Consider the following 22,295-nt stretch of genomic DNA (forward strand, 5'->3'; position numbering starts at 1 on the left):
ACAACGAACAGGAATCAACGATCATCAGATTAGAAAACAGGCATATGAAACCACCACCCAGGATCATTATTGTAGACGACGATGCAGATGACCGCGAGATCATTCGGGATGCGTTTGTATCGCGTTATCCCGATCATGATTATATGTTTGTTGAAAACGGCGAACGGCTGCTGAAAATGCTGGATGCATTTACGCCTGCCGAAATGCCCGCCCTGATTCTCATCGACCTGAACATGCCCGGCAAAGATGGCCGCGAGGCACTGAAAGAAATCAAAACCAACGAACGCTTTAGCGCCATTCCTACGCTTGTTTTTACTACTTCTTCATCGGCCCGCGACCGGCAAAATGCTTATGCCCTCGGCGCCAATTGTTTTATAACAAAGCCTGATACATTCAATAAAATGATTGAACTGACCGATGCGATTGCGCGGTTGTGGTTGTAGATAAGTTGGAAGACCGAAGACGGAAGTCCGAAAATGGGTGCCGCTAATTGCCTCACTTCGGACTTCAGACTTCAGACTACGGACTTCGCACTACTCTGGACCACCCTTTGCATCTCCCCAGATATGGCACGAACAAATTGGCATATTGGGTGCTCGGGGTTTTCGTATAAAGAATGGAAAGATAGGTTTTACCCGAAAGGCTTGCCCGCAGCTAAATGGTTTGAGCACTACTGCACGCAGTTCAATACGCTGGAACTGAATGTTACGTTTTACCGCTTTCCACAACTGGGCATGTTGCAGGGTTGGTACCGGCGTTCTCCCGAAGGATTTTTGTTTGCAGCCAAGGCACCGCGGGTGGTCACGCATTTGAAAAAAATGAAAAACGCCCACACCGAAGTGGATGATTTTTACAAAGTACTGCGTATGGGCCTGGCCGAAAAATTGGGCGCCGTGCTGTTTCAATTACCTCCCTCATTTGCATACAGCGAAGAAGCTTTGGAAAACATCATCCAACACATGCGCCACGACTTTGTGAACGTGGTGGAATTCCGCCACGAAAGCTGGTGGCAAAGCGAGGTTTGGGAAACCTTGCAGCACAACAACATCGTCGTATCGGGCACCTCCTACCCTAGCCTGCCTGATGCTTTTCCGCAAGACCAACCGGTAAGCTATTACCGCCTGCATGGTGTTCCGCATTTGTACCACTCACCTTACGCCGACGCATACCTGAGAAAGATCGGGAATCAGCTGGCCTATTCAAAAGAGGCTTTTGTGTTCTTTGATAATACGGCATCGGGTGCAGCTATTGATAACGCAAGGTTTATGCAGCAGTGGGCGCAGCAAGGAAATGAACCGCAGTGAAAGGTTTGATTTATCAATAGAGAATTTCTCAACGATATTAGGAGATTGCTTCGGCGCAACAGCAACATCGGAAAGCGTGGTGCTGCCGCGCCTCGCAATGACGAAGCCCGTGGTGGAAACCACGGGCTGTAGGTATGTCTAAACAAAAAATGCACAAGTCTATTAAGGTGGTAACGCTTTAAATTTTGAACTATTGAAGCTTACCTCAACTCTTGACTATCAACTATCATCTATCATCTACCATCCATCATCCCTTAAAAACCCGGTCCCATAAACGTGGTCTTGACGGTCTTGATTTTTTCACTCCCTTCATATACGCCAATCACCAGTTCTGTTTTGCGGCGGGTGATCTGGTCTTTATCCACTTTTACAAAAAACGGCGCCTGGAAATAAGATTCACCTGGCACAACAATAGGTTTTCCAATTACTGCCACTTCACCCTTCATGTTCTCCACCTTCAGGGTCATGGGCAAATCTTTGCGGGTTTTATTGGCCAGTTTAATATTGTATAGATTCGACAGGCGGCCATCGGGCAGCGTTTGAAAAATCTGACCGGAGGTGCGCAGCACGGTTGCATCCACATCATCGCGGCTCACCAACAAAAACACCAGCACACCCAGCAATGCAGTAAGCACACCGGAGTAACCAGCCAGGCGCCAGTTAAACTTGGTGCGGCGCTTTTGTGCAATGTTTTCTTCCGAGTCAAGGCGGATCAAACCCAATGGCTTGTTGATGCGCTCCATGATGGCATCACAGGCATCAATACACGCTGTGCAGTTGATGCACTCCAACTGGGTGCCGTTGCGGATATCAATGCCGGTGGGGCAAACACTTACACAGGCAAAACAATCCACGCAATCGCCCTTGTCTTCAACAGGTGCTACTTTTTTAAGCTTGCCACGTGGTTCGCCCCGAACATAGTCGTAAGCCACCACGATGCTTTTACGGTCGAGCAGCACACCCTGTAAGCGGCCATATGGGCACACTACAATACAGGCCTGCTCCCGGAACCAGTAAAAAACAAAAAAGAAAACAGTGGTGAATCCAAGCAGCGAAACAAACGTGCCGCGGTGCGCTGCAATGCCTTCGCTCACCATCAACAGCACGCCATCCATACCCACCAGATAAGCTAGCGCAAAATTGGCAATGAGGAACGACAGGGCAAAAAACACGGTGATTTTGGTGGCTCGTTTGCGCAGCTTCATGGCGTTCATCGGCATTTCTTTTAGCCGGCGCTGTTCAGCCGAATCGCCATCGATCCAGTATTCAATTTTACGAAAAACCATTTCCATAAACACCGTTTGCGGACAGGCCCAGCCGCACCAAACGCGGCCAAACACCACGGTGAACAGGATCACAAAAACCATGAACGTAAGGAAGCCAATGGCGAAGATGAAAAAGTCCTGCGGCCAAAAGATCTGGCCAAAGAAAATGAACTTTCGCTCCATTACATTGAACAGGAACAGGGGCTGGCCGGCCACTTTTATAAAAGGCAATCCAAAGAAAATAGTGAGGTACACCAGCGTGGCAATTTTGCGCATGCGGTGCAGCCTGCCTCTGGGCTTTTTGGGTTGTATAAAATTGCGTTTCCCTTCTTTGGAAATGGTGGCAACAGAATCCCGGAAACTTTGGTCGATGAGCACCTTTTTCTTTTCCGCCAGGTCCAAGGTTTCTTGTGTGTTGTTGTTCATGGTTTTCGTTGTTTGAAGCTTATGGAACGGCTAAGCAACAAAGGAACAAATGAGCAAAAACCTATGGACTGAGTTTGGTCAGTTTGCAACAACAATTGATATGATTTACGTTGGCTGGGTTGTCATCTTTTCTTTGCAATACGTCAGAAATTAGAAGCATCATTTGCGTGTGTCAATTAAAATTCAATACACGCGCTGGAAACAGCTACCAACAACAAAGCCCGGCCAAAAAAGACCGGGCTTTGTACCATTTCAGTTGTTTTTATTTTCCAGTAGCGGCAGTGCTTTCAGCAGCAGGTGCAGCTTCTTCTTTATACTCGTCGCCCTGTGGTGCTTTGCCATTGGGCGGGTTGGTGCCACGCAGGGTTTTGATGTATGATGCAATGTTCTTGATCTGTGTGGGAGACAGCATTTTTTCCCATGCCTGCATGCCTTTGTCGGGCACACCAAATTTGATGGTCTTAAACACATCGTTGATGCTGCCCCCGTGCAGCCAGAAGTCGTCGGTGAGGTTGGGACCTACACCGCCTTCGCCTTTGGCGCCGTGGCAGGCAATACAGCTTTGTGTATACACTTTGCCACCGTCTTCAATACCTGCAGCATCGGCCATGGTAACGGTTTTTTCGTCCACCATTTCACCAGAGTTTTTGCGGTATTCTTCAATCTGTGCAGCAGCCAGCGACATTTCCGTCTTGTATTCTTCTTCGGGTGTTGGGCCCATATCGAACACATGAAAACGCAGCATGTAAATAACGGCTACAACGATGGTAAAATAGAAACCGGCTTTCCACCAGGGCGGCAGCGAGTTGTCCAGCTCTTGGATGCCATCGTAATCATGATCGAGCAGGTGGTCTTTTTCTTTTTCTACCGGTATGGCCTTGGTAAAAAACTTTCGGTCGAGGCGGGTCCACATACTTTCACCCGGCACGGCAGCTTCTTCCTGTTTGCCTACCGATGAAATGCGTGCTATTGCCGTAAACAGGAAAAATACCAGGAACAGCAGCGCCGTGGCAACGCCCCAGAAAAAATATCCTTCGTTGGCCGCTGGCACTTTTTCGGCAACATCTGCGGCGGCGTCCTGTGCCCAAGCCGGCGCCTGCGTCAGCAGGATAACAATAGCGGCCGCGGCATATTTATTAAACGTTCTCATTTTGATCAGCTAAGTTTTAGGGTTGTGCATTTGTGTTTGCAATCTCACCGCCATCGAGGGGCAGGTGATTCATATCGGAAACAAAGCCTTTGTCCATCTTTTTTACGTAGTACAAAACGCCTACAAAAAACAGGAAGAAAATCATCAGCGAAATGATGGGATAAATATCGATGCCGCTGATGGAGGCTGCGTAGCTTTTGATGTATTTGAGCATGTTCGTTGGATTTACGATTTGGGATTTACGATGTACGATTGCCGTTTAGGTGTTGATTTAGATTTTGGTTCTGCTTTATTGTAAACCCTAATCGTAAATCCGCAATCGTACATCGTAAATCCTTCACCGGTTTATTTCAATTCTGCTGTTTTATTATTGCTGATATCGGTGCCCAGGCGTTGCAGGTAAGCAATCACGGCCAGTATCTCGCGGTCAGCAGGTACACTGATGTTGTTCTTTTTCAGGTCAGCGGCAATTTCAGCAGCTTGCTTTTGCAGGTCATCATTGGCCTTGTCGGCGTAACCTTCGGGGTAAGGCACACCCAGCGTTTGCATGGCTTTGATCTTGCCCGGGGTTGAGGCCACATCCAGTTTCTGATCGATCAGGAATGAGTATGGCGGCATCACCGAACCGGTAGAAATAGCCTGCGGATCATCGAGGTGGTTGTAGTGCCAGGTGTTCGACTTGCGGTTGTTGCCCACACCTGCACGGGCCAAATCCGGACCGGTACGTTTAGAGCCCCACTGGAATGGGAAGTCGTACACAAACTCACCGGCTTTGCTGTATTCGCCATAGCGTTCTGTTTCGGAGCGGAACGGACGGATCATCTGCGAGTGGCAGGTATAGCAACCTTCACGAACGTATATGTCGCGGCCCTGCAGCTCCAGCGGCGTATATGGTTTTACCGAAGCAATGGTGGGTACGTTTGATTTAATCAGGAAGGTGGGGATCATTTCCACGGCGCCGCCAATCAGGATCACCAGCAAAGTGGCTACCAGCAATGGTGTTGGCTTGCGCTCAATCCAGCGGTGCCAGTGTTCGCCTGCGTGTGGTTTTACATTTTTCTCCAAAGCTGGTGCTTCGGCCTGCTCATTGCGCAGCAGCGAACCCTTGCGTGCAGTTTTGTACAGGTTGTACATCATAATGATAGCACCCAGTACAAACAGCGCTCCGCCAAAACTGCGGGTAGCGTAAAACGGCTTCATAAAAGTTACCGTTTCCAGGAACTGGTATTTCAGCTGGCCGCTTGGGGTAAACTGCTTCCACATGGAGGCCTGCATAAACCCGGCGATGTACATAGGAACCGCATAAAACAATATACCCAGGGTACCCAGCCAAAAGTGTACGTTGGCCAGTTTTTTAGAATACAGCTCGGTGCGGAACAGGCGCGGCATCAGCCAATACAGGATACCGAATGTGAGCATGCCGTTCCAGCCCAGGCCACCAACGTGTACGTGGGCAATGGTCCAATCGGTGAAGTGTGAAATGGCGTTGATGTTTTTCAGCGACATCATCGGGCCCTCAAACGTAGCCATACCGTAGGCAGTAACAGCTACCACCATAAACTTCAGAATCACGTCTTCGCGAACTTTATCCCAGGCGCCACGCAGGGTAAGCAACCCGTTGATCATACCACCCCATGAAGGGAAGATGAGGGTAAACGAAAACACAATGCCCAGCGACTGTGCCCAGTTGGGCAAGGCGGTGTACAGCAGGTGGTGCGGACCGGCCCAGATATAGATAAAGATGAGCGACCAGAAATGGATGATGGAAAGTTTGTAAGAATAAACCGGGCGGTTAGCAGCCTTGGGCAGGAAATAATACATCAGGCCCAGGTACGGCGTGGTAAGGAAAAATGCCACAGCGTTGTGGCCATACCACCACTGCACCAGCGCATCCTGCACACCGGCAAAAACAGAGTAGCTTTTAAACGCACTTACCGGGATGGCCAGCGAGTTGACAACGTGCAGCACCGCTACCGTTACAAACGTGGCAATGTAAAACCAGATGGCCACATACAGGTGCTGTTCGCGGCGTTTGAGGATGGTGGCAAACATGTTCCAGCCAAATACAACCCAGATCACGGTAATGGCAATATCAATGGGCCATTCCAGTTCGGCATATTCTTTCGAAGAAGTAAGGCCCAGCGGCAGCGTGATGGCTGCAGCTACGATGATGGCCTGCCAGCCCCAGAAGTGGATCTTGCTCAGCTTATCGCTGTACATGCGGGTTTTCAGCAGGCGTTGCAGGGAGTAGTAATATCCCATGAAAATACCGTTGCCCACAAATGCAAAAATCACCGCATTGGTGTGCAGCGGACGCAGCCGACCAAAGTTGAAATAAGGTTGCAGGTTCAACGATTCGGGGAGCACCAGTTGCAGTGCAGCCCACAAACCGGCCAACATGCCTACTACGCCCCAGATGATGGTGGCCCAGGCAAACTTGCTGACAATGGCATTGTCGTAAAAAAACGTTTCCCTCCTGCCGCCGGTGGCAGGCCGGTGCAGTACCTCGGAGGCGAGGTTTTCTTGCTTAATTGTTTCCATTTCTTTGTGATCGGTATTGTTTAGAACTAGGATTGCTTTGTTTCGTTGGTGACGCCGTCGTCGAATAACATCCGCACAGATGGGGTGTAATCATCGTCGTACTGGCCTTTTTTTACCGAAAAAATAAAAAGCCATAAAAACCCGCCGGCTACCAGCATGCTTACCACAATCAGGACCACCAGTGCGCTCATGTATTACATTTTATTGCAGGTTCAAAAGTATTTTTAGCCATGGTGGCGGCACCTGACAATTATCAGACAATTGGGTGAAGCTGGTCAAGCCTATTGGCCCGCGCCACCGTTCCATTGCGGCGGTATTGGTTTTTGGGTAAATACAGCGCATGAAATGAGTAGGCACCCGGGGCTATTAATCAACCAGTCGCCCAATTTTTGCCGCCCATATTTTACCGAAATGCGTTCCTTCGCTGCTCATGGCTTTTTTAGAAATACAAGGTGTTCATAAACACCAGCAGGGCAACCCCACGCTGCACCCCGTTTCTTTTTCGGTGCCGCAGGGAAAAAAGCTGGGCATTGCCGGCGCCACCGGTTCGGGTAAAACCACGCTGCTCAAGATCATTGCGGGTTTGATGCAGCCCGATGGCGGCCAGGTGGTATTGGAAGGAAAGCGGGTACTGGGCCCCGATGAAAAACTGCTGCCCGGTCACCCGGCCATTGGCTACCTGTCGCAGCATTTCGAGCTGCGCAATAACTACACAATCGGCGAAGAATTGGATTATGCCAATGGGCTGCCGCAGGCCGAAGCCGATGCCATTTACAAGATTTGCGACATTGGCCACCTGTTGGAGCGGGGCACCAACGAGGTTTCGGGCGGCGAAAAACAGCGAGTTGTAACGGCCCGGGTGCTCACCACCCGGCCAAAGTTGCTGCTGCTCGATGAGCCTTTCTCCAACCTCGATGCGGGCCACCGCGCCACCATGAAAGGTATGATCCGCCACCTGACCAACCTGATGGACCTTACCTGCATCATGGTTTCCCACGACCCGGTAGATACGCTGTCGTGGGCCGATGAACTGGTAGTGTTGCAGGAAGGCCTGATGGTGCAGCAAGGCACGCCGAAGGCTATTTATTTTCAACCGGCCAATGAATACGTGGCGTCTCTGTTTGGTGCCTACAACCTGCTGAGCCCGGCGCAAGCCCAGTTATTTGGGGTAAGATCCGAAACTCCGGGCAAAAAACTGATGGTGCGGCCCGGCAGCTTTACGGTGCAGGCGGCTGGCAACGGCGGCCTGTTGGGGAAGATAACAGAGCAGGCTTTTATGGGCAGCCATTATGAAATAGGCGTGGCCCTCCCCCATTTTTCGGTAAATATGCTCACCTTGGATGGCACCTTGAAGCCCGGCACTGCGGTATCGGTTGCGCTGCAAAACGGCCATGGATGCTGGATCTAAGGCAAAATCGCACCAATTGAAAACAGGGCTGCAAACGCTTTGTGGAACCTATCTGGCAAACAAAATGAGCAAATACTAACAGTTTCCGAAAACATAAGCGCCGTCCGTTTGTTTTTTTTAGCTTTGTAAACACCTGGCCGCTGGCAGCCACGGTATCACACAACCCTATAACCCATGCCCCAATCACAGACCTTTTTATTGGTAGACGATGATATCGACGATACTTTTCTGTTTCGGGAAGTGCTATCGGACGTGGCCCCACAAGTAACCCTGCGCACCGCAGCAAACGGGCAGGAGGCCATCGAAAGCCTGCTGGCGCCATCGCATCCGCTGCCGCAGCTTATTTTCCTGGACCTGAACATGCCCAAAATGGACGGCAAGCAATGCCTGCTCGCCATCAAACGCAACGAACGGCTGCAGCATATACCGGTGATCATGTACACCACTTCTTCCCATTCAAGGGACATTGAAGAAACGATGCAGAATGGGGCGATCTCTTTTATCACCAAGCCTTCGCACATCAGCGAGCTGCGCACCATTTTAAGTTCGCTGGCCAACAATACCAACAACAATCTTGAAAAAACGCTGCGGCACCTGAGCCAGTCGCAAAACACTTTTATTGTTTGCTAACAGGAACCGCCTATTTTTCGGCCAAGTTATAATGCCTCTGAAATGCTTTTGTAGGGTTGGGTAAAAATGAGTCCCGGCCAATTGCTGCCATATAAATAGATGACAGGTCATTCCCTTTTATGCACTTACCATGATCCTGATTGTTGACGACACTTCCGAAAACCTGTTTTCCCTAAAAACACTGTTGCAGCTGCACCGGTTTGAGGTCGACACCGCGGCTTCCGGCGAGGAAGCCTTAAAAAAAATTTTACGGCAGGAGTATTCCCTGATCATACTGGATGTGCAGATGCCGGGCATGGACGGCTACGAAGTGGCGGAAACCATTACCGGCTACAGCAAAACCAAAGACATACCCATTCTTTTTCTTTCGGCGGTCAATATCGACAAGCGGTTCATTACGCAGGGGTATGCATCGGGAGGCGTTGATTATATCACCAAGCCATTTGACCCCGACCTGCTGCTGCTGAAAGTAAAAACCTTCCAAAAGCTGTACCTGCAAAACAAAGCGCTGAACGAGGCCCACGCCACGCTGGAGCAAAAAGTGGCCGAACGCACCAAGGAACTGCTGCAGGCTAATAAAGAACTGGAAGCCAGCAATACCGAGTTGCAGCAATATGCCTACCTGGCCAGCCACGACCTGCAGGAGCCGCTGCGCAAAATCCTAACTTTTAGCCACATGATTTCGGAAAAATTTCTGCAGGAAAACGACGATGCCATGCGGCTGATGAACCGGGTCATTGCCTCATCTGAACGGATGCGCACCCTCATCAACGACCTGCTGCAATACTCACGGGTGGCCCAATCGGTTGATTTTATCCCCACCGACTTGGAGCAACTGGTGCAGGATGTGCTCTCCGACCTGGAGCTGGCCGTTCGGGAAAAAGGCGCACAGGTGTCGGTTTCGCCGCTGTGCACCGCCGAAGTGGCGCCGGGACAAATTCGCCAGGTGTTTCAAAACCTGCTGAGCAATGCGCTTAAGTTTTCCAAAAAAGACGAGCCGCCAATCATTGAGATCAGGGGCGAAAAAGTGCGAACGCCCAGCGAAGATGCGCCACCCGATAAAGACGGCAACTGGTGCCGCATTTCGGTATCGGACAATGGCATCGGCTTCGATGAAATGTATGTGCAAAAAATATTCGGCATGTTCCAGCGGCTCAACGGCCGCGAGGAGTTTGAAGGAACCGGTATCGGGCTGGCTATTGTAAAAAAGATCATCGACCAGCACCACGGTTATATTTCTGCACACAGCAGCGAAGGCGTAGGGGCCACATTTGTCATTTTCCTGCCCTTGTTTCAATCCAACATTTCGCCGCTGCCAAACCCAACGACCCATAAAAAAGATTATACATCGCTATGAGCGCTACGTTTAAACGCAACCTGCTCACCGGTTACTCCCTTTCCCTGTTCCTGTTACTGCTGAGCGCAATTGCCTCCTATATTTCCATCCGGGGCCTGCTGCGCAGCGCCGAGGAAGTAAGCCATACCAATCAGGTCATCATCAAACTGGAAGGCGTCATTTCCCTGTTGAAAGATGCAGAGACCGGCCAGCGTGGTTTTCTCATAACGGGCAATGATGCTTTTTTACAACCGTACGACGACGCTATTGGAAAGCTGGACCCCAGCATCCGGGAACTGCGGGAGCTGACCCGCGATAGCGAAGCGCAACAACAGGACGTGAGCCAGCTTACGATGGTTGTGCGGCAACGGCTGGATTCGCTGCAGGCCCGGCTGGAGGAAAAATACCGCAACGAACCGCTGTACCTCGATGGCTTTATGATTGGCCGGGAAACCATGCAAAAAGCCCGCATGATTGTGGAACGCATGACGCAGCGCGAACAGGCCCAACTGGAACTGCGCACCGCAACCCAACGGCAATTTGCAGCCAGCACGCCCTTGCTCATCGTCATCGCATCGCTCTTGGCCATCGGCGTCACCATCGTTTCCTTTTTCCGCGTCCTGTCCGATTTCAACAGGCGGCTGGCGATGCAACAGGAGTTGCAGCAAAAAGACATTGAAATCACACAGCGCCTCAACATTATACAGGATGTGGCCGAAAAAGTGGCCGCTGGCAATTATACCATCCGCGTTACCGACGAAAACAGCGACCTGCTGGGCTCGCTTGCCGGATCGCTCAATAAAATGGCGGGTTCCCTCGACGAATCGTTTAACCAACTGGCCCAGAAAGAATGGCAGCAAACCGGCATGGCCGGCCTGAACGACGAAGTTGTTGGCGAGAAAGATCTACCGGTGCTAACCGAACACATTATTGGCTACCTGGCCCGTTATACGCAAAGCCAATCCGGCGCATTTTATTTACTGGAAAACGGCAAACTCCGCATCAGCAGTGCCTTTGCGCTGGCAGTGAACCATAGAAACCACCTGCTCCAACTGGGCGAGGGCCTCGCCGGCCAAAGCGCAGCGTCGGGTAAAATTATGGAACTGGAAGGCGTAGCTCCTGAGCGTTACACGGTGTCGTTTGCCTCCGGCGCCATTACCCCGGCCCATGTGCTGGCGCTGCCTATTTTCTTTGAGAAAAAAGTTCTAGGCGTGATTGAGCTGGCTTCGTTGGAGCCGTTCACCGCCGAAGACCGCGTGTTCCTGAAATCGGCAGCGCACAACATTGGCATTGCGCTGAACACTGCCTACAGCCGTTTGCGGGTGCAGGAGTTGTTGCAGGAAACACAAGCCCAGTCGGAAGAATTGCAGGCGCAGCACAGTGAGCTCGAAAACATCAACACCGAACTGGAAGCACAAGCCGAAAAACTGCAGGCATCAGAAGAAGAGCTGAAAGTGCAGCAGGAAGAATTGCAACAAGCCAACCAGGAACTGGAAGAGCGCAGCCGCCTGCTGGAAGAACGCAACCAGCTGATCCTGGAACGCAACCTGGAAATAAAAGCCAGCGCCGAGCAACTGGAACAAAGCACCCGGTACAAATCGGAGTTTTTGGCCAACATGAGCCACGAACTGCGTACGCCGCTCAACTCCATTTTGCTCCTGTCGCGGCTGCTTTCCGAAAACAACGAACAAAACCTGAGCAACGACCAGGTGGAATATGCACGGGTGATCCAAAGCTCCGGAAACGGTTTGCTGACGCTGATTGATGAAATTTTGGACCTGTCGAAAATCGAGGCGGGCAAAATGGAACTGGAATACCAGATGGTGCCCCTTCCGGAAATTGTCGACGACCTCCAGCGCATGTTCAAACCCATGGCCGCTGAAAAGGGGTTGGAGTTCAGCGTGCATGTGGCCGAGGGCATGCACCATATTATTGAAACCGACAGGCTAAGGGTGGAACAGATCCTGCGCAACCTGATTGGCAATGCATTGAAATTTACCGCTAAAGGTTCGGTGCAGGTACAGGTATCGCAGCCCGATGACAAGCACGTTTCCTTTGCGGTAAAAGACACAGGTATTGGCATTGCTGCGCAAAAGCAGCAAACCATTTTTGAAGCCTTCCAACAAGCCGACGGTTCCACACGGCGCAAATACGGCGGCACCGGCTTGGGTCTTTCCATCAGCCGCGAACTGGCCCGTTTGCTGGGCGGAGAAATTACTTTGGAAAGCGTGGAAGGAAAAGGCAGCACTTTCTCGCTCCTGCTGCCGCTTTCAAAAGCCGATGCGGAAGCACAGCCCGCCCAACCATCGGTTGTGGCCCTGGAAGCCGACCCAGAAGCAGACCAGCAGCCGGCCGAGTCTGCACCAAAAGCACCGGAACCGCAGCCTGCCATCACTGCCCGTTTTACCGGCACCATTCCTGCGCCCATCCCCGACGACCGCGCTAAAATTGAAGCCGGCGACAAAGTGCTCCTGATTGTTGAAGACGATACGCATTTTGCCCAAGCCCTGCTCGATTACAGCCGGAAAAATGGTTATAAAGGAATTGTTTCCGTTCGTGGTGATGAGGGCATTGAACTGGCGGAGCGCTACCACCCGCTGGGTATTTTGCTCGACCTGCAACTGCCGGTAAAAAGCGGTTGGGAGGTAATGGATGCGCTGAAGAACAACCCCGCAACAAGGGCCATCCCGGTGCACATCATGTCGAGCCAGGAAGCCCGCACCAAAAGCATTGCGCAGGGCGCCGTCGATTTTATCAACAAACCGGTTGCCTTTGAAAAACTGAGCGGCGTATTTCGCAAAATTGAAGAAGCCCTCAGCCGCAACCCCAAAAAGGTGTTGATTGTAGAGGAAAACCAAAAGCATGCGGAGGCACTTTCGTTTTTCCTGAAAAACTTTGAAGTACACACAGAGATCCGCAATTCGGTTTCAGAAGGCATTTCGGCGCTCAACCGCGAAGAAGTGGATTGCGTGATCCTGGACATGGGTGTACCCGAAAACCGTTCCTACGAAATTTTGGAGCAGGTGAAAAAAACACCGGGATTGGAAAACCTGCCCATCATCATTTTCACGGGTAAAAGCCTTTCGTACAACGAAGAGGTGCGCATCAAGCAATTTGCCGATTCGATCGTGGTAAAAACCGCCCACTCGTATAAACGAATCCTCGACGAGGTGTCGCTGTTTCTGCACCTGGTGGAAGAAAATAAAAAAGACGGCACATCGGGGCGCAACAACCGAATGAGCATTTTTGGCGAGGTGCTGCGCGGCAAAACCGTGCTGATTGCCGATGACGATGTGCGGAATATTTTTTCGCTGACCAAGGCATTAGAACAGCAAGGCGTGCAGGTAGTTTCGGCTATTGATGGCCGTGATGCGCTGAAGCAGTTGGAAACCACGGGCAAAATTGACCTGGTGCTAATGGATATGATGATGCCTGAAATGGACGGTTACGAGGCGATCCGCGAAATCAGGAAACAGGGCCGCTACCGCAACCTGCCCATCATTGCCGTTACCGCAAAAGCCATGACCGGCGACCGCGAAAAATGTATTGAAGCCGGCGCATCGGATTACATTACCAAACCAGTTGATATCGACCAATTGCTTTCGCTGCTGCGGGTGTGGTTGTACCAGTAAGAGTCGGAAGTCGGAGGTCAGCAGTCGGAAGAAGGGATATTGTAGATAAGTAGCAGTTTTTTAGTCGCAGGTGGCGGGTTGGTTGGTGAAGGAGCCGGAGGGCTTTTGGCCGGCGAGCAGCGCCTGCAAAAAACAATAGCTGTTGCTGGCCAGGTATTCCATATTGTACACGCCGTGGTTGGAGCTGTTCTCGGTGTGCAGCACCGATGCTACTCCCCTTGCCTGCAATGCATCGTACACCGATTTTGATCCGAAAAATTCCGGATAATTGGTGCAGCCCACAAACGGGCCCTGCGCATAAGGCACTACCGCATCACCAGAGCCATGAAACCCGATTACCGGGATGGCATCACGGGCTTCAATTACCGAAGGGTTCATCAATCCGCCCCACATATTGAGCACGCCTTTAATGCGGTAATCGGCCGGCAAATTATTGCCCGAAGCCTGCAGCCCGCCCAGCTCATTTTCAATATTTGGGTAAAATGAGCGAAACTCGGCCTGTGTAACAAATGCGGCAGAAAGTGCGGCAATAGCCCCGGCACTGGTACCACCTATAAAAATTTTGGAAGTATCGATGCGGTATTGACCAGCATTGGCCACTAAAAAACGCAGCGCTGCATTGAGGTCCTGCGTGGCGCGGTAACCCGCCTGTATAACCGAATATGGATTGCCGCCACAAAGATTGGTACCGCTGCCCAGGTTCCAGCCCAACCGGTATGAAATGGTTACCGTGGTAAAATGCCGCTGGGCAAAATATTCGCAAAAGGTATTTAACTCGTCGCGGGTGCCGGTGTAAAAAGCGCCGCTGTGCAGCACCACCAGCAATGGGTTCGCATGCCGGTTGTTTTGCGGCAGGTACACATCCATTTCCAAAGCCTGCTGCTGCCCCAGCCAGTTGCCGGCGGCGCCGTATTGCACGGCTTTTTCCACTGCAAACGTGGTGCGGGTGGATGCCGCATCTTTTTCTTTTTTACAACCGGCAATCAAAACGAGCAACATCAAACTACAAGCAAACAGGTATTTCATAAACAGCGTGGCTTTTTCCCCAATGAGCAAAAGATGCAACAGCATCATACAGGGAAATACAAGATAGGACGGAATAGGTTCTGCGCCACCACTGGTTTTGAATAGCGGAAGGCTGGTTTTACTGTATCGCAGAAAACTTATTTTTTTACGCAAAAAAAACACGGCTAACCCTCAAGGTTAACCGTGCATTTACTTTGAATGGTGCGGGGCACCAGTTGTAACATCGGTCCAATTAATCGTGACCTTCCAGCTTTACAATTTTGTTGTACAAGCCTAACAGCAGAAACGGTGCAGGCCACTGTCCAACAAACAAGCTTTCTTTTTTCCTGCCCATGATTTGCAGGGTCAGCGATACAGCCATGGAGCCCAGGGCTGCCCATAAAAACAGATCGGATGGGAGCTTTGCGGTTTGCTCCTCGATAGCAGTTGCTACTTTTCCTTCCTTGTGCTCGGGGTTAAGATTTGTAGGCATAAAATAATCCTCCCTTTTTAAGAGTTGATGAATATGTTTTCTCCTTATTCAACTTCCTTGCCAAGTAAGATTGGGGCTGCATGGGCAGTGGTATGGAAATAAATATGTATCCATCACTGATCCATTTTCCACAATTAGGCGTACATTAAAAGGGGGGGGCCTAGCAGGCGCCCAACTACACTTTTCGCTTGCCATACCTAACCACATGAACCGGCTGTTGCTAACTTTTTGCGGGCTGTTGCTGTTGCCGTTTGCGGCACGGGCCGACCACATTACCGGTGGCGAAATTTACTATACCCTGTTGGGCAACAACAATGGCAATTACGAATACCGCATTACGGTGAAGGTGTTTATGCGCTGCAACAGCGGCCGCACTTTCAATGATCCCACCACTATTTCTATTTTTACGAAAGGCACCGGTGCCCGTGTTTCGGACCACAGCGTGTACCTGGCCCGCACCGAAACCATCCAGTTAACGGACCCGAACAAATGCATTACCGATCCGCCGCTGGTTTGCTATAATGTTGGCTATTACGAGTTTGTAGCAACCTTGCCGCCATCGGCTACCGGCTACCAAATTGCTGCGCAGTTTGTATACCGCATCGCCGGCATCCGCAACCTGGTTTCTTTTTACAATAATATTGGTGCTACCTATACTGCTGAAATTCCCGCCAATACCGGCAATGCATGGATCAACAGCAGTGCCCGTTTTGTGGGCTCCGACCTTGTGGCCATTTGTGCCAACAACAATTTTTCTTACTCGTTTGCAGCCACCGATTCGGATGGCGACGAACTGCGTTATTCTTTTTGCGATGCCTTCCAGGGCGGTAATTTCCGCAACGGCATGTCGGTGCCGCCAGATGCGCCGCCGTATAATTCTGTGCCGTACAACAGCGAGTTTTCGGGCGGCTCGCCGCTGGGACCTAATGTAAAAATCAATACGAGTACTGGCCTTATTACGGGTACAGCGCCTGACGAAGGCGTATACGTAGTAACAGTATGCGTGGAGGAAATTCGCAACGGACGGGTCATTGCCGTGCAACGCAAAGACCTACAAATCTTTATTGCATCCTGCACCATTGCATCGGCATCGCTGGAGGCAAGCTACCAGCTTTGCGAAGCATCTAAAACATTGAACGCTACCAACAATAGCGTAAGCCCTCTGATCCGTACTTACAACTGGGAATTGCTCGACCGGTCGGGCAGAACGGTGACGGCTTCCACAACGCAGGCATTTAACCATGAATTTGCCGATACCGGTTTATACCAGTTAAAACTGGTGGTGAACCGCGGCGGCGAATGTTCGGATTCCAACACGGCGCCGGTGCGGGTGTATCCTGGCCTACAGCCCAAATTTGCCACCGAAGGTGTTTGTGCCGGCCGGCCCACCCAGTTTTCTGACCAAAGCACCACGGTGTATGGCCGGATCGATTCGTGGAGTTGGGATTTTGGCAGCAACACGGAAGGTGAAGCCATGTTGTCTACCCCGTCGCCCAGTTTTGTTTTTCGCGGCAGCGGCACCCGGCAGGTGCGGCTGACTGTTGCTACCAGTCTAGGTTGTTCTGCCAGCGCCCTGCAGCCGGTTGGCATTACTGATAAACCGCCACTGAACCTTGCATTTAGGGACACAACCATTTGTATTGGCGACGAAGTGCAGCTACAGGCCCGCAGCAGCGGCAACTACCAATGGACGCCGCAAACGAGCATCAGGAGCGGTGGCACCACCGGCAACCCGGTAGCAGCGCCACGATCCACTACCCTTTTTGTGGCACAAATAAACCAGGACGGCTGCATCAACCAGGATTCTGTTTTGGTGCGGGTGGAGGCTGGTGTTCGCTTGCAGGTTAATGCCGACACGACTATTTGTTTGGGCGATACGGTGCAATTGCGAACCATTTCCAATGCATTGCGGTATGCATGGCAACCCACAACTACTTTGCTGGAAAGCGATGTTGCGAACCCTTTTATTACACCAACTGATCCAGTTACAAAATATACAGTCACGGGCCAGATTGGTGGCTGTACGGAAACGGCATCGGTTAATGTGTACACAGTTCCTTACCCGATGGTAAACGCCGGCGAGGATACCGTCATTTGTTTCAATACCGCGGCATTGCTTCAGGGAAGCAGCGATGGCAACCGGTTTGCGTGGTCAGCAGGCACCACGCTTTCCAACCCAACCAATTTGTCTACCGGCGCCCGGCCCACGGCCACAACTGCTTATGTGCTCACTGCCATTGGAAATAAAGGTTGCCCCAAACCTGCTTACGATACGGTAATGGTGCGGGTGCAGGCACCGGTGCAGGCTTTTGCTGGCCGCGACACCACAGTGATTGTGGGCCAGCCACTGCAGTTGCAGGCATCGGGTGGCGACTTGTACCAATGGACACCCGCCACTGGCCTGAATGATGGGCAAATTGCCAACCCCATTGCACAATACACCGAAAGCATGGGTGGCCGCGTCCGGTACACCGTAAAAGTGCAAACGCCGGAAGGCTGCAGCGATACAGCTTCGCTGGAGGTGCGCATTTTTGAAACAGGCGCCACGGTTTTTGTGCCTTCTGCTTTTACGCCAAACAATGACGGCCTCAACGACCTGCTGCGGCCATTGGCGGCAGGCATGCGCCAGCTGGAGCTGTTTTCGGTGTACAACCGCTGGGGGCAGCTGGTGTTCAGCAGCCGCGACGGCCGTGGTTGGGACGGCACCATTGGTGGACAGGCGCAGGGCCCCGGCGTATATGTGTGGCTGGTAAAGGCTGTTGATTTTAATGGAAAGCCCCATGTACAAAAAGGCACCGTTACCCTGCTGCGTTAGCGCCATTCCGCATTCATCCCCTTTTTATGCCCTTTAACAAAAGGGTTTTCTAATTCATCGAAATTGAAACCGACGGGTTTTAAAAGACCGTACCTTGCGGGCCGCTTTGGCATGGAGTAAACCGATGCCATTTTAAACGAACCTCAATACCAGTTCGGCGCAGTAAAACAGTCGTTTTCCGCTTTTAAAGATAAAAGAGCAGTTGATGTGCTGTGCCGCAACTACAGGCTACCATGCGGCTTTTTTTTACCACCATATTCGCTTTGCTTTTTTGCGCGGCCGGCGCACAACAGGTTCGGCTGAGCGGCACTGTTACCGACAGCAAAGGTTCGCCGCTGTCGTCGGTGAGCATCGTGGTAACCGAATTGAGCCGCGGTATTGTGAGCAAAGAAAACGGCAGCTTTGAACTGCTGCTGGAAGCCGGCCGGTACACCTTGCGAACCAGCAGCGTAAACCACCGCAGCCCGCTCATTCCAATTACGATTTACAACGACACCACCATCCAGATCATCATGGAAGACGACCACTCGCAGCAGTTGTCCGGCGTGGTGGTGCAAGCCAAAATAAAGGACCGGGCCGAAGAGGTGATGCGAACGCTGGTAGCGAAAAAAGACTCCATTACCGCAGCAGCCGGCCCACATTCGGTGCAGTTGTATGTAAAAGCAACGCGGCAGGATTCGGCACAGGCGGCCGCCCGCAGACTCCGCCGCCAGCAAAGCCGTAATGCGCCGCTGCCCGACGACCTGAAGGGCATGCAGCTGACGGAAGTGTTGTTGCAGCTGGATGTGCAGGGTTCGAAATTAAAAGAGCAGCGGCTGGGCGTAAAAAGCACCGGCAATGCCAAAAACTTGTTTTACCTATCGGCTACGGAGGGCAATTTTGATTTTTATAAGAACCAGATCAAAGTTCCGGGGCTGGCGCCCACCCCATTTGTTTCGCCGGTGAGCAGTGCCGGGCTGGTGGCTTATAAGTTTAAAACGATCAAAACGGTGCGCCGCGGCAAACACCGCATTTACACCATTAAAGTTGAACCCCGCCAGCTAACCAATGCCACGGTGGAAGGTGAAATAACAGTTTCGGACAGTGCCTGGGCTATTTTGCACACCCGTTTTCGTTTTCCAGAATACCACTTGCAGGAGTACAACTTTTTTGAAGTGGAGCAGGACTACCGCTTTGTAAATGAAACGGCGTGGATGCTCCAGAAACAGACATTTCGCTACAGTGTAAAGGGTGCCCGCAATACCATTTCCGGCCACACAGAAATTCATTATTCCGGCTACCAGCTCAACCGCAAATTTCCCGACCGTTATTTTGGCCAGGAAGTGAGCAGCACGGCGGCAACCGCATATGAGCAGGACACTTCGTTTTGGACCACCGCCCGGCTGGCGCCGCTCAATAACCGCGAGGCCCGCCTGGTGCGCCACACCGATAGCCTGAATACTTTCATGCAATCGGACCAATACCTCGATTCGCTGGAGCGCCAGATCAACCGCATTACCTGGCAAAAACTGGGGCTGTTTGGCCAGTCGTTTTGGGCCCGGAAAAAGGAACGCTACTGGCACCTGCCTTCGCTGGTTTCCTTGTACCAGCCCGTGGCGTTTGGCGGCAGCCGCATCAACGTTGCGTTTGCTTTTAAAAAAACGGCCAAGTCGCGGAAAGATATTTTCCTCGACAACAATATCAGTTACGGCATCCGCAACAACGATATTAATGGTTTTATAAAATTGCGCCGCACTTACAATCCGTTTAACCGCGGTTATTATGAAATCAGCGGTGGGCGGGCTTTCCAGGCCATTACCGAAGGCGACGCCTGGATCAATATGATCAAGCGCAACAACATTTACCTGAATAACTACCTGCAGGTAGCGCATGGGTTGGAACTGGTAAATGGCCTCATGTTGCACACCGAGTTGGAGACCGCATTTCGCAGATCAGTGGCCGGTTACCGCACGGGCCATTTGGTGGACAGCGTTTTTGGCAATGTGCTCGACAACAATTTTGCCGTGGCATTTGCACCATACAATGCATTATACGGGCAAGTGAAATTGCAATACACCCCGTTCCAACGTTTTCGCCGCGAGCCGAGGGAGAAGGTAATTCTTGGTTCAAAATGGCCCACCTTTTATGCGTTGTGGCGCAAAGGCATTCCGGGTACGCTGAACAGCAAAGTATCTTTTGACTTTATAGAATACGGCGCGGAACAGCACCTCAACCTGGGTTTGATGGGGTTGGGAAAATACACGGTAAAATCCGGTTCGTTTGTACGCCGGCCTGAGTTGCGTCTGATTGATTACCAGTTCCAGCGCCGCGGCGACCCGTTCCTATTCCTCAACCCGCACAAATCCTTCCAGGCATTGGACTCCACTTTTGCCCTGTTTAGCCGTTATGTGGAAGGCCATTATGTGCACGAATTCAACGGCTTATTTTTAAATAAAATACCGCTCCTGAAAAGACTGCAGCTCCGCGAAATGGGTGGCGCCGGTTTTTTGATTGCGCCGGAACGCAACCTGCGCTACGCCGAACTTTTTGCCGGTGTTGAGCGGGCATTCCAGTCGCCGTTCAATCCGCTCGACAAGTTTAAAGTTGGCATCTACGTGGTGGGCTCTATGGCCAACCAGTTTCACAACCCGGTGCAATTAAAAGTGGGTTTCACTACATGGGATAAACGGCGCAACCGCTGGTTCTGATTCTTGTTCGCTGCATTCAGTTCTTTGGTTTCCAGAGTTTGCGTAACTTTTGGTAACCCAAAGCCAAAAATATGAAACCTCGATTGTGCCTGATGCCGGCAGCCCTTTACCTGTTGATCTTTGCTTCGTTTTTCCATTCAAAATTATTTGCGCAAATCCCACCGGTGCCGCCGGTTCAGGAGCTGGTTTTCCGGTCGGTAAATGTGATACCCATGGACGGCGAAATTGTGCTGCCCAACCAGACGGTGGTGGTGCGAAATGGTGTGATTCATGCGATGGGCGATGAAGGAAAAGTGCAGTGGGGCAAGGACGCTAAGGTAATTGATGGAAAGGGCAAATATCTGATGCCCGGCTTAGCAGAAATGCATGCACATGTGCCGCCGTCCGATGATGTGGAGGCGATGAAAGAAGTGTTGCTCTTGTTTGCGGTAAATGGCATCACCACAATCCGTGGTATGCTGGGGCATCCACGCCATTTGGAGCTGCGTGCAAGCATTCAGAACGGTTCCGTCATTGGCCCCACCTTTTTCACATCCGGTCCTTCGTTCAATGGAAACAGTGCACCCACGCCCCAAGCAGCCGCGCAGCTGGTTCGGGATCAAAAGGCGGCGGGTTATGACTTTTTGAAGATACATCCCGGTATCAAACTCGATGCATTTAAGGCAATGGCTGCAACGGCTAAAGAATTAAACATTCCCTTCGCGGGACACGTACCTTCGGACGTGGGCATTTGGAATGCAATTGAAATGGGCATCCTTACCATTGATCACTTGGATGGTTTTGTGGAAGCCCTCATCCCGGGGAAGGAGCAATTTGCGGAAGGAAGCCATGGCCTGTTTGCCACCAACATTTTTGAAGAAGCGAATAAGACGCACATCCAAAAACTGATGGATGCGCTCAAGAAGAAAGGTACATGGGTAGTGCCCACCCAAGCATTAGCGGTGCGTTGGCTTTCGCCGCAGCAAAATGCCGCCCAGCGGGCAGCCGAACCGGAAATGAAATATATGTCGCCAAAAACGGTAGCTAATTGGGTGCGTACCAAGCAAAGCATGGAAGAAGGCGCAGGTTATAACAGGGAAGCCATGCCGCAATACATTGCTTTGCGCAACGAACTGATTAAAGCCTGCCAGGATGCTGGGGTGCCGCTTCTCCTGGGATCTGATGCGCCGCAGGTGTTTAATGTGCCGGGTTTTTCCACGCACCACGAACTGCGGTACCTAGTGGATGCAGGACTTACCCGTTACCAGGCATTATATAGTGGAACGGTTGCAGTTGGAAAATTTTATGGCAAAAGGGAATGGGGAACTATCCAAAGAGGTGCGCCGGCTGACTTGATTTTACTTGAGGGCAACCCATTGCAAAACATTGAGCACATCAAAAATATAGATGGCGTTGTGTTGAAAGGCAAATGGCTCGATAACAGTTGGCGGGAAGCGGTGTTGAAAGCAATTGCAGATAAGAAACGGAAGGAGGAGTCATTGCCATAATCTCTACCCTCCCCTAACGCAAAACAGCCTGACACTTTTGTGTAAGGCTGTTTTAATATAAGTAATAAGATTGGCGGTTACCTACTCTCCCGGAGCATTGCTACTCCAGTACCATT

General features: G+C 51.4%; 16 protein-coding genes. 9 read left to right on the forward strand and 7 right to left on the reverse strand.

The window, feature by feature from the left end; translation table 11 throughout:
- Positions 1–44 precede the first annotated feature (44 nt).
- Together DRJ53_RS13110 and DRJ53_RS13115 are read left to right on the forward strand one after the other, a co-directional pair.
- Positions 45–443: a response regulator gene (locus tag DRJ53_RS13110; protein ID WP_114236090.1), complete on the forward strand. Its 399-nt coding sequence runs from the start codon at positions 45–47 to the stop codon at positions 441–443.
- 123 nt (positions 444–566) lie between these two features.
- Positions 567–1,304, forward strand: a complete 738-nt coding sequence (locus DRJ53_RS13115; RefSeq protein WP_114236091.1) for a DUF72 domain-containing protein — start codon at positions 567–569, stop codon at positions 1,302–1,304.
- A gap of 254 nt (positions 1,305–1,558) precedes the next feature.
- Here DRJ53_RS13115 and ccoG read toward each other — a convergent pair whose 3' ends face one another.
- The 5 genes from ccoG to ccoS form a co-directional block, all read right to left on the reverse strand.
- A complete protein-coding gene (ccoG, locus tag DRJ53_RS13120; RefSeq protein WP_114236092.1) occupies positions 1,559–2,995 on the reverse strand; it encodes a cytochrome c oxidase accessory protein CcoG in 1,437 nt (478 codons plus the stop codon).
- 262 nt (positions 2,996–3,257) lie between these two features.
- Positions 3,258–4,145, reverse strand: coding sequence for a cbb3-type cytochrome c oxidase N-terminal domain-containing protein (locus tag DRJ53_RS13125; protein WP_114236093.1), 888 nt, complete (start codon positions 4,143–4,145; stop codon positions 3,258–3,260).
- 16 nt (positions 4,146–4,161) lie between these two features.
- Positions 4,162–4,359 (reverse strand): ATP synthase subunit B family protein, encoded by a 198-nt coding sequence (locus tag DRJ53_RS13130; RefSeq protein WP_114236094.1) that lies wholly within the window; start codon positions 4,357–4,359, stop codon positions 4,162–4,164.
- 131 nt (positions 4,360–4,490) lie between these two features.
- Positions 4,491–6,686, reverse strand: a complete 2,196-nt coding sequence (gene ccoN, locus DRJ53_RS13135) for a cytochrome-c oxidase, cbb3-type subunit I (protein WP_114236095.1) — start codon at positions 6,684–6,686, stop codon at positions 4,491–4,493.
- 26 nt (positions 6,687–6,712) lie between these two features.
- The gene (gene ccoS, locus DRJ53_RS13140; RefSeq protein WP_114236096.1) at positions 6,713–6,877 is read right to left on the reverse strand and encodes a cbb3-type cytochrome oxidase assembly protein CcoS; all 165 of its coding nucleotides are present in this window, start codon (positions 6,875–6,877) and stop codon (positions 6,713–6,715) included.
- Positions 6,878–7,116: 239 nt separating this feature from the next.
- Between ccoS and DRJ53_RS13145 the strand changes: the two genes are divergently transcribed.
- The 4 genes from DRJ53_RS13145 to DRJ53_RS13160 all read left to right on the forward strand — a co-directional run bounded on the left by DRJ53_RS13145 (position 7,117) and on the right by DRJ53_RS13160 (position 13,692).
- On the forward strand, positions 7,117–8,094 hold the full coding sequence (locus DRJ53_RS13145; protein WP_114236097.1) for an ABC transporter ATP-binding protein: 978 nt from the start codon (positions 7,117–7,119) through the stop codon (positions 8,092–8,094).
- Positions 8,095–8,268: 174 nt separating this feature from the next.
- Positions 8,269–8,724 (forward strand): response regulator, encoded by a 456-nt coding sequence (locus DRJ53_RS13150; RefSeq protein ID WP_114236098.1) that lies wholly within the window; start codon positions 8,269–8,271, stop codon positions 8,722–8,724.
- A gap of 130 nt (positions 8,725–8,854) precedes the next feature.
- Complete coding sequence (locus tag DRJ53_RS13155) at positions 8,855–10,081, forward strand: hybrid sensor histidine kinase/response regulator (protein ID WP_114236099.1); 1,227 nt, start codon at positions 8,855–8,857, stop codon at positions 10,079–10,081.
- A complete protein-coding gene (locus tag DRJ53_RS13160; protein WP_114236100.1) occupies positions 10,078–13,692 on the forward strand; it encodes a response regulator in 3,615 nt (1,204 codons plus the stop codon). Before DRJ53_RS13155 ends, DRJ53_RS13160 begins: the two co-directional genes overlap by 4 nt.
- Positions 13,693–13,752: 60 nt before the next feature.
- Here the strand turns inward: DRJ53_RS13160 and DRJ53_RS13165 are convergent, their stop codons facing one another.
- Positions 13,753–14,718 (reverse strand): alpha/beta hydrolase, encoded by a 966-nt coding sequence (locus DRJ53_RS13165; RefSeq protein ID WP_162303870.1) that lies wholly within the window; start codon positions 14,716–14,718, stop codon positions 13,753–13,755.
- Between the two features lie 232 nt (positions 14,719–14,950).
- Positions 14,951–15,190 carry a hypothetical protein gene (locus DRJ53_RS13170; RefSeq protein ID WP_114236102.1) on the reverse strand — a complete coding sequence of 80 codons (240 nt, stop codon included), beginning with the start codon at positions 15,188–15,190 and terminating at the stop codon, positions 14,951–14,953.
- A 205-nt stretch (positions 15,191–15,395) separates the two neighbouring features.
- Here DRJ53_RS13170 and DRJ53_RS13175 point away from each other — a divergent pair, with 205 nt between their 5' ends.
- The 3 genes from DRJ53_RS13175 (at position 15,396) to DRJ53_RS13185 (ending at position 22,179) form a co-directional block, all read left to right on the forward strand.
- Complete coding sequence (locus tag DRJ53_RS13175) at positions 15,396–18,005, forward strand: T9SS type B sorting domain-containing protein (RefSeq protein ID WP_114236103.1); 2,610 nt, start codon at positions 15,396–15,398, stop codon at positions 18,003–18,005.
- 233 nt (positions 18,006–18,238) lie between these two features.
- Entirely contained in the window at positions 18,239–20,692 is a 2,454-nt protein-coding gene (locus tag DRJ53_RS13180; protein ID WP_123893557.1) for a DUF5686 and carboxypeptidase regulatory-like domain-containing protein, read from the forward strand.
- Between the two features lie 71 nt (positions 20,693–20,763).
- Positions 20,764–22,179, forward strand: coding sequence for an amidohydrolase family protein (locus tag DRJ53_RS13185; RefSeq protein ID WP_206609784.1), 1,416 nt, complete (start codon positions 20,764–20,766; stop codon positions 22,177–22,179).
- Positions 22,180–22,295 lie beyond the last annotated feature (116 nt).

It is taken from the genome of Paracnuella aquatica (genome assembly GCF_003332885.2).
In the GTDB taxonomy this organism is placed as follows: Bacteria; Bacteroidota; Bacteroidia; order Chitinophagales; family Chitinophagaceae; genus Flavisolibacter; species Flavisolibacter aquaticus.